Below are 11,499 nucleotides of genomic sequence, written 5' to 3' on the forward strand. Positions count from 1 at the left end.
CGGTGAAGCCCGCGAAGCAATTGCCGGGTCCAGGGGGGGCTCCCCCCTGGCGGGTGAGGTCTGGAGAGGGCAGCGCCCTCTCCAGCGGGTGCAGGGCGGAGCCCTGCCGGAAAAGTCCGGGGATGGCGGCGTCCTCTCTGGCCGTCGGAGGCTTCATCCCTCGCTCAAGTCCTCCAATGCGACCAGGCGCCTCACGCCTCAGCGCCCGACAACATCAATCGGCGCCTGCTTCGGGTATTCCACCGACGCCGAACACCGTCTCGCCGCGCAGGAAGGCGTCGGCCATGGCGGGGATCGCCTGTTCGCTGGTCATGAGCATGTCGGTCTGCCGTGTGAACTGGAGGAGCCGCCCCAGTTGGACGAGGCGCTCGCGCACCAGTTCGGGGGGGTATTTCTGGAAACGGCCTTCCACGCGGTCTGCGTTGGTTGAAACGGTGAAGCCGAGACGTTGCAGGATGAGGGCGATGGCACGGGCGCGCCGCTCGCGTCGTTCCTCGCCTGCGGCTCCGCCTTTGAAGGCGAAAGTGATGTAGTTCTTGTTGACGGTCTTACCGCAGTAGCAGTCGAGGACACCGTAGTGATAGCCCACGCGTGAGCTGAAGTTGAGGTATTTGTCGGAAACGATGGCGTAGCTGCGTTCTCCGAAGCGCTCCGATCCCATGTTGGGGCCGTCCACCATCTGGCGTCCCATGACGGAGAGGAAGCCGCGAAGGTGAACGGGGCGTGGCCCTTTGGCCACGAACTGCTCGTCGGCGAGTCCCTCCATGAGGGCTTTGAAGGGGACGCTCAGGATGTCGTGGAGGGATACCGCGTCGCGGTTGCAGGGATCGCCCGCGAGTCCGCCGCCCAGGTCGATGACGTGCAGGTCGAGGCCGACCCCTGCGTCGAGCCGTTCGGCCATGCCGCCGTCGCCGGAGGCCTCGTCTCCCAGAGAGAACATGGCGGCGTAGGAGCGCTCGTGGAGATATCGGGTGATGTCGTGCATGGTCCGACAATGCGTTGGCGAGAAGGACGGCGCTTTGGGGTCCACGAGGTTCAAAGGTGCAAGGAGCGCGTGGACGCTCTTGAGCAGCGCGTGGATGGGAGTGCTGATCATGGGTGCGGGACCTGCGTCCTGGGTCGTGAGGAGGACGGCGACGTTTCCCTTGTAGATGCGGCGGTTGGCCGCGTCCACGGTGACGTTTGTCCCGGGGCGCAGTGCTGAGGTGGCCCGGGACATGCCCAGGATGGTGGGCACGTTGAACTCGCGCGTGAGCGAGGCCATGTGACCGGTGACGCTGCCGTGGTCGGTGACGATGGCGCTGGCCTTGGTCATGGCCACCATGAATTTGGGCGAGGAGTGCTGCGCCACGAGGATGCCGCCTTCGGGGAAGAGGGCGAGGGAATCGTCGTCGGTTACGACGAACACCTCGCCGCACCCGGTCCCGGGGCAGGCGGTGTGGCCGCCTTCGAGAAGGATTTCGGCATCGGCGACAGGCGGTTCGGCCGGGCGTGCATGGGAGGCTTCCTTGGGCAGCCCCGCCAATGGGCGCGCCTGGAGAAGCACGAGGCGCTTGGAGGAATCCAAGGCCCATTCGACATCCTGCGGACAACCGTAGTGGGCCTCCAGGCGTTGTCCCCAATCGGCAAGCGTGCGGATTTGGGTGCGTGAGAGGCAGGCTTGGTTGATCTGGTCCTGTTGCACGCAAAGGCGTTCGACGCCGCCGCCTGGCATCCCCGCGAGCATGAATTCCTGCTGTGCGATCTCCTGGCGCAGGATTTCGAGGCTCTGCTTGCGCACGCGGTAGCTGTCAGGCGTGACCACACCGTCCACGGCGTAGGGGCCAAGTCCCCAGACGGCGTTGATGAGGATGTCGTCGTCCCCGGGGTCGAAGGGGTGGCGCGTGTACATGACGCCTGAAGCCACGGAATCCACCATGGCCAGGCAGGCCACGCCCATGGCGGCGGCCTCGTCGGGCACGCCCTTTAAAAGCCGATAGGCGATGGCGCGCGGCGTGTAGAGGCTTGCAGCCACGTAGCGATAGCTCTCGGCGAGCTTTGCTCGCGAAACGCCCAGGATCGAGAGGTATTGTCCGGCAAAGGAGAGTTCGCCGTCTTCGCCTACAGCGCTTGAGCGCATGGAAACCTTGATGCCTTCGGGATCGACGCCAACGCGGGTCGCAAGCGCTGCCTGCCTCTCCAGCAGTTGCTCCTCGAACCCGTCGGGCAGGGGCGCAAGCAGCATGAGGCGCTGGATGTCTTCGCTGGCTGCCTGGATGGACGCAGGGTCCGAGGCGTCCAGGGCCATGGTCAGCTTGGCGATTTCGGAACCGAGGTCCGATCGTTCCAGCAAAGCGCGAAAGGCGGAGGTGGTAATGGCGAAGCCTTCGGGAATGGGCAGGGCGACTTTGTTGCGCGATTCGCCCAGGTTTGCGCATTTTCCGCCCACCGTTTCGCCGCTTGCGCGATCAATTTCCGAGAATTCCAGGAACCACGGCCCCTGTTCGTGTCGCTGCGTGGACAGGGCATTTTTCAGGTCTTCCTGGATGATCTGGATGCGCTCGCGAAGCACGGGCTGTGCCGCCCCAGAAAGGTTCTCGTAGCCGCGCAGCATGCGCAGGCCATGGAACACGGCCTGGCTTGCCGCGGAATGCAGGAAGGCCATGCCGAAGACATCTCTGCCCGGCAGCTTCTCCTCGACGGCCGTGATGATGCGAAGAAGTTCCGAGTTCGATTCCAGAAGTTCTTGGAAGTTTACGTACTTGAACCGGAATCGAGTCTGGTCCGCCGGTTGGATGCGACAGCTGCGCCCGAGAAGCGGACGCAAAAGCCGCTTGATGCCTTCAAGAAGGGGACTCTGGATCCTTGCCATCGCGTCTCCCTTGAGTTGGGGCGGCCACCCGGGGGGTGTCAGTCTTCCTTTTCGATGTCCCCGGCGGCCACGTAGCAGGTTGCGGGACCTTTTCCCCTGATCCTGAGCAATCCGCGTTCCACCATATCGCGCAAGTCGTATTGCGCGGTTCTTGCGGGTACGGCAACGTCGAGGATTGCCTGATACTGCGAGCGCGTGATGCTGCCGTTGGCGGTGAGGTATTCCAGGCCTTTGCGTTGTCTTGCGTTGAGTTCGACCGGGTTGGGTCGGGCCGGGGGCGGTGTTGCCTTCCGCAAGGGTTTGGCCGGAGTTGAGGCATGCTGTTTTTCGGGCTCTTTCCATTCTCCGGCGGAAGGCTTGGCGTCGAACCGGAGGTCTTCCAGGTAGATGGTGTTGGAATCGGCCATGGCCACGGCGCGCATGATGCAGTGCTTGAGCTCGCGCACGTTGCCGGGCCAGTTGTGCCCGGCGATGCGTTCCCATGCCCCCTTGGAGAGGTTCATGGGCCCTTTGTTCATCACGTCGGCAGATTCCTTGAGGAACGCGCCGACCAACGGGGGGATGTCTTCCATGCGCTCGCGCAGGGGGGGCGTGTGCAGCGTGAGGACGCGCAGGCGATAGTACAGGTCTTCACGGAAGGCGCCTTCCTTCACGCAATCGAGCAGTTCCACGTTGGTGGCGGCGATGACGCGCGCGTCGAAGGGAATCTCCAGGTCGCTTCCCAGGGGGATGATGGTCCGCTCGGCCAGGGCGCGCAGCAAGGCCTGCTGCACCTTGGCTGAAGCGTTGCCGATCTCGTCCAGGAGGATGGTCCCGCCCTGTGCGGCAAGGAACGCGCCCTTGCGATCGGTCTTGGCTTCGCTGAAGGCCCCTTTCACGTGCCCGAAGAGGGCGTCGAGCAGCAGGTTCTCGTCCAGCGCCCCGCAGTTGATGGTGATGTAAGGTCCTGCCGCACGTCGCGAAAGCTTGTGGATGGCCAGGGCCGTCACCTCTTTGCCGGTCCCCGTCTCCCCGATGATCAGCACGTCCGGGTCCACGGCGGCAGCCTTGCGGATGAGCCACTTGAGTTCGCGCATGGCCGGACTGCGGCCGACCACGCCCTCCATGGGGTGCTCGTCCGGCAATTCCGAGAACTGCTGGTCCAGGTCCAATGGTTGCCTCAGGAGATGGTCCTGGATGTGGGCGTCTTTGAGGCGCAATTCCTCGCGCTGGAAAAGCACGGCCTCTACCAGGGCGTTGATGGAATCCTTGAGCGTGGTGGTCTCCCGGTCGCGCGGGGGGAGATCGATGGGCGTGAGCACGCGCTGATCCGGCATGGAGCGGACCCGTGCTGCCAGATCGAGCAGTGGGCTCGTGATCACGCGGGCCACCGCGTAAAGCAACCCTGCAGTAAAGGCCATGGAAGCAACGAAGATGACCAGGAGCACGTCGTTGAGGCGGTACTCCGCAGCGAGCAGCAGGCGCGATTTGTCCATGAAGGCCACGCCGCCAACCACATCGGCAGGCTTGTCCGGATGGTTTTTGAAATAAACGGGCGAGTAACCGAGGGAGTAGGTGTCGTTGGAGGGCGATTGCGCCTCCATTTCGGTGTTGACGGTCTCCACACCGGTCCGTGCGGCCTGCACGTCCACCACCATGCGCCAGTAGGCCTCGTTGGCCGTGGAAGGGCGGAAGGCGCTGCGGTTGCCGGACTGGCCATGGTCGCCGCGCAGTCCGGAGCGGGCAACGTCCGTGGAGAGGGGCTGTTCGTAGTCGTCGGCGTTCCCGCTCTGGAAGAGCATCCAGCCCTGTGCGTCTATGAAGAAACTGTAGCGCTTCTCGGACGTGCGCTGGAAAGCGGCCAGGGGCGAGCGGGGAGAGTTGTGGATGGAGAGAAGTTCGCGAGCGGCCCGGCCATCCAGCGAGAGCATCCAGAAGCCCAGGAGGGATCCGTCTCCGGCGTACACGGGGGTGACGAGCCGGAAGAAGTGGAAGGTGCCCCCCCCTGCGATTCCGGGAAGGATGCCGGGTGGATAAATGGTTTCCGAGAGTCCCAGGAGGGCCACGCCGTCCTTGCCCAGGCCTACGGCCGCCGCCGGGGCGGCGTGGGGCGGATTGATGATGCGTTCGGCCTGATCCTTGCCGATGAGACGCACTTCGCGTCCGGTGTCGAAGGCGAAAAGGGGGGCGCTTCCGTCGGCTGGAATGAAGGCGGCCTCGCGGTAGACGCCAGGGCGCACGTCGGCCTGGAGCGAGAGGAAGCGAAGGAGCGTCTGGGGGTCCGTGGGCCAGCGGGCCAACAGCAGGATGTCCTGGCGGGCCTGCTCGAAGAGATCGGTGAGGGCGGAGGCCTGCCCCATGGTGAAAACCTTGGTGGTGCGCTCCAGGGAGAGGCCCAGGTATTTACCGGCCACCGTCTTGGCCGCGTAGCCCGTCACGGCCAGCACCAAGGCCATGAGCGGGATGACCGTGGACATGAGTTTGCGCCGGATGCTCCACTGGGAGAAGGGGCCGAGCCCTGAAACCATGCTTCCCCAGATGGGTTTTTGCGGCACAAAAAAGCCCATGAGCAAACCTCCACGCGATGCGCGATGCATCCTTTTTGCGCATCAAGCGCTTTGCGTCAAGCGTTTTGCGCGATTTTCGCAATTGCGCGTAATTCTATAAATGCATGGAATTAATCATGATATGTCGGATGGCATGCGTGTTGCTTAAGGCAGGGCGTTGTGAAAGTGCAAAACCCCAACCTTGAGGAGCGCGCAATGAAGATTCTGGCTGCCCTGGACCTCACGGACAACGCGAAGGCAGTGCTGCAGAAGGCCGTCGAGGCCGCGAAACAGCAGAACGCCCAACTTGTGTTGCTCACCGTGGCGGAGGACTTCATGGACCTCGGCGACGTGATGGACACCGCGGGCGTGTCCGACAAGCTCTACAAGGCCGCCGCACAGGCGATCGAGGCCGCCAAGTCGGAAGCCAAGGCCCAGGGCGTGGAAGCCGAGGGCGTGGTGAAGCAGGGCGTGTCCCCGGCGGACCTCATCGTGGAATACGCAGGCGAAATCGGCGCCGGGCTCATCGTGCTGGGCAGCCGGGGCAAGAAGGGCATCGAAAGGTTCCTCCTGGGCAGCGTGGCCGGAAAGATCGTGACGCACGCTGCCTGTTCGGTGCTCGTGATCCGCTAATCAACCTTACTGAAGGAGCATATCATGAAAAGGATCAAGCTGGCATTGTTCTCCCTGCTGCTGGCCCTGACCGTCCCCGGGTTCGCCCTGGCGGCCGGTGGCGGTGCCGCACCCATCGTGCTGGTGGCCGACACGCGCAAGCTCGACGGCATCATGGCCTGGTGGGCCAATCTCTACAACGAAAGCCACCTGTACTTCACGATCCTCACCGTGATCCTGATCCCCACCATCGGCGTGTGCTTCGGCGTGCTGGCCGACATCATCATGACCTGGATCGGACTGGACCTCAAATCCCGCGACCTCGCGGAACACTAGGCCGAGAGGAGGCACACCATGGATTGGCTCTATATCCTGATGCCCATCGCGGGCGTGAAGATCTTCTGGCCCGGCCTCGTCATCCTGGGCGTGGGCGTGGGCATCATCGGCGGCTTTTTCGGCATGGGCGGCGCATGGATGGTCACGCCCGGCCTGAACATCCTCGGTTTCCCCATGGCCTTCGCCATCGGCACGGACATCGCCCACATGGCGGGCAAGTCCCTGGTCTCCACCTTGCGCCACGGCAAGTTCGGCAACGTGGACTACAAGCTCGGCATCATCATGATCGTCGGCACGGTAGGCGGCTTCGAGGTGGGCGCGCAGATGGTCATGTGGCTGGAGCGCATCGGCAGCGTCGAGGCCGTGGTGCGCTACATCTATCTGGGCCTGCTCTTCGCCATCGCCTGGATGGTCTTCCATGACGTGAACAAGAAGCGCCAGAAGGAAAAGGCCGCCAAGGCCGCAGGCAAGGAAGTGGACGCCCTGGCCACCGGCATCGAGTGGCACAAGACCCTGCACAAGATCAAGATTCCCCCCATGGTGAACCTTGAAGTCGCCGGCATCTACTGCTCGGCCTGGCTGCCCATCGGCGTGAGCTTCCTCACCGGCTGGCTGGCAGGCATCCTGGGCATCGGCGGCGGCCTCATCCGCATGCCCGCCCTGATCTACCTGCTGGGCTGCCCCACCCACGTGGCCGTGGGCACCGACCTTTTCGAAGTGGCCATCTCTGGCCTCTACGGCGCGGCCTCCTACACCTACAAGGGCCGCACCGAGCTGGTAGCCGCCATCATCATGCTCTGCGGCGCGTCCATCGGCGCGCAGGTGGGCTGTGTGGCCACCAAGTACATCAAGGGCTACGGCATCCGCATCGCCTTCGGCCTGGCCGTCATCGGCTGCGCCGTGTCCATCGCCATGAAGCTCCTGGGCGCGCAGGTGAAGGAGTTGAAGTACGTCATGGACGTTGGCTCCACTTGGCTGGTGCTGGGCCTTGTCTCAAGCATGAGCCTCTACATCTTCGTGCAGATGATCAAGGGCGCCAAGGCGGAGCTGGCCGCCAAGAAGAACGCCTAACGGGCTAACGACCAAGGAGAGATGAACATGAAGCGCATATCGATTCTCTTGGCCGCCCTGGCCCTGGCGACCCTGGTGGGCTGCAGCGACTTCGGCAAGGTGGATCAGGGACGCGTGGTGGCCTACGACAAGGACGCCGGAAAGGTGACCTTCATTCGCGACAAGAAGGCCGAGCCCATGAACCCCGACTACACCGGCCTGCCCGCTGTGACCTACACCATCCCTGCCGACCCGCAGGAGATGGGCGCCGTCCCCAAGGCCGGGCTGCGCATGAAGCTCGACACCCAGAAGAGCCAGATCGTGATCTACGATCCCAAGGAACAGAACTTCAAGACCATCGGCTTCAAGATCCACGACATGCAGGAAAACGTGGAGCGCGACCACCCGCTGGTGTTCGACAAGGCCACGGGCAAGGCCAAGGTCTTCCCCATGGTGGACAAGACCAAGAAGACCGTCACCGTGTATTCGGCCCGCCAGAAGATGCTCGTCACCTTCAGCGTGCCTGACGAATACATGACCTGGCCCGATTCCACCTGGGACGCCGGCGATGAAGTGCGCGTCTACTACAAGGAAGACGGCAAGTCCCTGCGGTTCATGAACATCAGCAAGACCGACATCTTCAAGAAGTAGCATTGGGCCTAGCCCGGGCCGCTCCCCTCAAGCGGCCCGGGTCGCCATACACTCCGGACCGGAGGGCTGGAAAAACGGCCCCCCACTCCGCCGGCCCTCCGGCTCCGGACCCAGCAAGGAGCATCGACGTGAACATCAGGCAACGCCTCACCGTAATCGCCGTGGACATCGCCATCCTGGCCGAGTTAGCCTACGGGATGCACGCAGCCTCCCTGGACCCGGACAACTTCACCTCCGCATTCTGCAAGGCCTTCTTCTCCCTGCTGCTGCCCACCCTGGTTCTCGGCGTCACCGCCGTGCGCTGCCTGCGCGACAAATCCGGCGACGCCCAGCCCACGAACCAAACCCAGGACGCGGTCTAGACCATGAACCTCCAGCTGGCCGTCTCCCTTCGCCGCATGGCCGGCTGGTCCGCCTCGGCGCTGCTCTTCACCGCTCTCGCCGTCCTGGCCGACGGCCTGGTGGGCGGTTTCAAGGACGGCACCCGCGATTTCCAGTCGCTCCCCGGCGCTTCCCTGGACATCACCGCTCACATGCCCCCCGGGGCCGAGGCCATCGCCGATCTGCGCATCATGGGAGAGACCCCGGGCGTGCGCGTTGTCCCCAAGGAGCTTTTCAGCGGCTTCTGGCTGGGCGGCGCCATGTGGCGCGGCAAAATCGAGGTGGACGGCCAGGCCCAGCCCGGCGAGCGCATCTTCCTGGTGGAAGGACCGCCCCTGGCCGAGAAGCCCCAGCGCTACGTCTCCGTGCCCTTCCGGGTGGTGGTGCACGCCGACGCCCCATCGCTCAGGGCGGCCGCTCCGGCCCTGCTCACGCGGCTCACCGGCTTTGAGCCCTATCCCGCCAGCTTCACCCTTTTCCTGCTGGCCCTGCCCTGCGGCGCGGCGGGCTTCCTGCTCTCGCGGCGCATCGAGGCCGGGCTGGCCGATCTCGGCAAGGCCGTGGTCTACATGATCAAGACCGAGCCCGAAGGCCAGCGCATCTCCTTCTCGCTGGGGAATGACCGGGGACTCGCGCCGGGCGGGAGCGTGCTCCTGGAGGACGCCGCCGGCAACCCCGTGGGCCAGGCCCGCGTGCTCACCGCCACGGCCCAGGACGCCACGGCCCGAGTCGTGTCCGGTCGCTGCTCTCCCGGCGACCTCGCCGTGCTGCCCGTGAGGGAAACCCCCGGGACGTAGCAGCCTTTTGAAAAAACTTCGCTGGCTGTGCGCATGGAAAAGGCTAACCGTAACGAATGTGAATCACTCTTCGGGCTTGGCTTTCTCCCTGCGTCCCGTCAGCGAGTTTGGTTGAACAAGCTGCAAAAATCGACCGTATCAAAGGGCTGTTAGCACCCCGAAGTCGGCACGGTCCTCACGACTGGCGGACCGGCCAACCACGATGACGGGCTATGACGCGGGGAGGCATCACCAAGCCTTTCGGAGAGTCGTCGTGCTCTTCCAACAGGAACGCCCCCGGATATCCCCCCTCAGAAAAGGGTATTGATCAAGTTGCAGGCCCTGGTTGCCGGTTTGTTTCGTATAGGGTAATGTGTCGGGCAAATTGGGGTTTCGGGGGTGGGGGGAACCATGAAACGCTTCAAGGGTTCGCTCGCAGCCGCCCTTCTGGCGGCAACAGTCGGCATCGCCTGGCTTGCCGTCTCGTGCGACGGAGCGGATCCCCTCGCGCCCTACCGCGCGGAACTGCGCGTGGGTTTCGCCAACGAGCCGCCGTACTCGTTCCGAAACGCCGCAGGCGAAGTGCGCGGCGAAGCCCCCGAGGCCGTGAAGTTCGCGGCCAGGAGCCTGGGCCTGGGCAACATCCGCTGGGTGATCATGGACTTCGGCGCTCTCCTCGGCGAACTGGAGGCCGGGCGCATCGACGTGATCGCCGCAGGCATGTTCATCACCCCTCAACGCGCCGCCCGCGTGCGCTTCTCCCGCGCCACCGTGGTGGTGGGTCAGGGGCTTCTGGTGCCTGCGGGCAACCCGCTGGGTCTTCATTCGTACGAGGACGTGGTCCGCTCCGGCAAGGCGCGGGCAGCGGTGCTCAACGGGGCGGTGGAGGAGGAGGTTCTCGCCCGGCTGGGGCTGGCCCCCGCGCGGCGTTATCCCGTCAGCGAGGTGGGCGCGGCCCTGGGTGCCTTGCGCCACGGACTGGCGGACTGCCTGGCGCTCTCGGGGCCAACGGTGCGCTACCTGGCCGGGAACTCGGAGGGTCGCTTCGAAGCCGCCGAGCCCTTCGCTCAGCCCTCGGTGAAGGGCTTCGGCCCAGGTCGCTGCGCCCTGGCCTTCCGCAAGTCCGACAAGCATCTGGCCGACGCCTTTGACGAGGCCCTGTCGGGCTATGTGGGCAGTCAGGACCATCTGGCCCGCATTCAACCGCTTGGCTTCACCGTCGTCAACCTGCCCGGCGGCGGGGACTGAGGCCGCCATGCCCTGGTCTTCTCCCGTCCCTGGTCGGCCGTGGCGGTCAGCGCTCAGCACGCCGACTTTCCTTGCCGTGGCCATCGTCATACTGACGGCCTGCGGCTTGTTCTGGTGGGTGAACGCTTCATGGCGGGAAAACAACGCGGCCTATCTCGAGGTGCAGGGGCACATGCGCCTGGCGCGCGGGGATATACTGCGGGGGTATCTGCAGGCGCAGCGAGCCTTTTCCGGAGAGGGGTCCGCCCTGGACCCAGGCCGTTGCGCCTACTTCGAGCAGGCGGCCTGGCGCGTCGGCAACGCCTTGAAGTCCCTGGAGCCCATGCGCCAGGAAGCGGCGTTCCGCAACGGCTTCCAGCGCATCGCCGAAGGATTGGCGCGCTACCGGGAGGTGGTGCTCGCCGCTGGCGTCGTGGCCTGCGGCGAGCGTGAGGCTTTGAGCGCCGGAGCGCGCCGCCTGGAAATGGACCGCCTGTTGGCCGAGTCGGAAGACATCATGGCGGCGTTGGCCATGGACGTCTCGTCGCGATTCCGGATCGAGGCGCAGGACCTGGACAGGCTGCACCGCGTGGCCATCGTGGTCTTTGCGGCGGTGATGGGCGCGGGGGCGGCGGTCCTCGGGGTGGCCGGAGCGCGCCACAGGCGGGCCGAAGAGGAACTGCGCCGGAGCGAGGAGCGCTTCAGGCTTCTGGTGGAATCCTCCGCAGATGCGGTCTTCGTCCAGACAGGCGGCAGCTTCGCCTACGTCAACCCCGCCTGCGTGAGGCTCTTCGGGGCATCCTCCCAGGAGGAACTCCTGGGGCGGCCGGTGCTGGAGCGCATCAGCCCGAAGGACCGCGCGGCCGTAGCAGGCCGCATCAAGACCTTGAACACCGACCGGAACAGCGTTCCCAGGCGCGAGGAGACCATCCTGCGCCTGGACGGCACGCCCGTGACCGTGGAGGTGTCGGCCTCGCCCATGCCCTACAAGGGCACGGACGGCGCGCTGGTCTACGCCCAGGACATCTCCGAGCGCAAGGCCGCGCGGGACGCCCTCGTGCGGTCCCTGCACGAAAAGGAGGCCCTGTTG

Annotated in this window: 10 protein-coding genes; 8 read left to right on the forward strand and 2 right to left on the reverse strand. The window is 65.0% G+C overall.

The features are described 5' to 3' along the window. Positions 1-214: 214 nt before the first annotated feature. Together ACV4UX_RS14515 and ACV4UX_RS14520 are read right to left on the reverse strand one after the other, a co-directional pair. Positions 215-2,851: a PEP/pyruvate-binding domain-containing protein gene (locus ACV4UX_RS14515; RefSeq protein ID WP_491593994.1), complete on the reverse strand. Its 2,637-nt coding sequence runs from the start codon at positions 2,849-2,851 to the stop codon at positions 215-217. 38 nt (positions 2,852-2,889) lie between these two features. Continuing rightward, the gene (locus ACV4UX_RS14520) at positions 2,890-5,397 is read right to left on the reverse strand and encodes a sigma 54-interacting transcriptional regulator (protein ID WP_491593995.1); all 2,508 of its coding nucleotides are present in this window, start codon (positions 5,395-5,397) and stop codon (positions 2,890-2,892) included. A gap of 195 nt (positions 5,398-5,592) precedes the next feature. Between ACV4UX_RS14520 and ACV4UX_RS14525 the strand changes: the two genes are divergently transcribed. From ACV4UX_RS14525 to ACV4UX_RS14560, 8 genes are all read left to right on the forward strand, one after another. Next, the gene (locus ACV4UX_RS14525; protein ID WP_491593996.1) at positions 5,593-6,009 is read left to right on the forward strand and encodes a universal stress protein; all 417 of its coding nucleotides are present in this window, start codon (positions 5,593-5,595) and stop codon (positions 6,007-6,009) included. A gap of 24 nt (positions 6,010-6,033) precedes the next feature. After that, on the forward strand, positions 6,034-6,324 hold the full coding sequence (locus ACV4UX_RS14530; protein ID WP_491593997.1) for a DVU0150 family protein: 291 nt from the start codon (positions 6,034-6,036) through the stop codon (positions 6,322-6,324). Positions 6,325-6,342: 18 nt separating this feature from the next. After that, entirely contained in the window at positions 6,343-7,395 is a 1,053-nt protein-coding gene (locus tag ACV4UX_RS14535; protein WP_491593998.1) for a sulfite exporter TauE/SafE family protein, read from the forward strand. Between the two features lie 27 nt (positions 7,396-7,422). Next, positions 7,423-8,025, forward strand: coding sequence for a DUF4881 domain-containing protein (locus tag ACV4UX_RS14540; protein WP_491593999.1), 603 nt, complete (start codon positions 7,423-7,425; stop codon positions 8,023-8,025). Between the two features lie 128 nt (positions 8,026-8,153). Further along, positions 8,154-8,387: a hypothetical protein gene (locus ACV4UX_RS14545; RefSeq protein WP_491594000.1), complete on the forward strand. Its 234-nt coding sequence runs from the start codon at positions 8,154-8,156 to the stop codon at positions 8,385-8,387. 3 nt (positions 8,388-8,390) lie between these two features. Next, the gene (locus ACV4UX_RS14550) at positions 8,391-9,203 is read left to right on the forward strand and encodes a hypothetical protein (RefSeq protein WP_491594001.1); all 813 of its coding nucleotides are present in this window, start codon (positions 8,391-8,393) and stop codon (positions 9,201-9,203) included. A gap of 390 nt (positions 9,204-9,593) precedes the next feature. Beyond that, a complete protein-coding gene (locus tag ACV4UX_RS14555; RefSeq protein ID WP_491594002.1) occupies positions 9,594-10,430 on the forward strand; it encodes a transporter substrate-binding domain-containing protein in 837 nt (278 codons plus the stop codon). Positions 10,431-10,506: 76 nt separating this feature from the next. Then, a partial coding sequence (locus ACV4UX_RS14560; protein WP_491594003.1) for a PAS domain S-box protein occupies positions 10,507-11,499 on the forward strand: 993 nt, incomplete at its 3' end.

Source organism: Fundidesulfovibrio sp. (genome assembly GCF_058402725.1).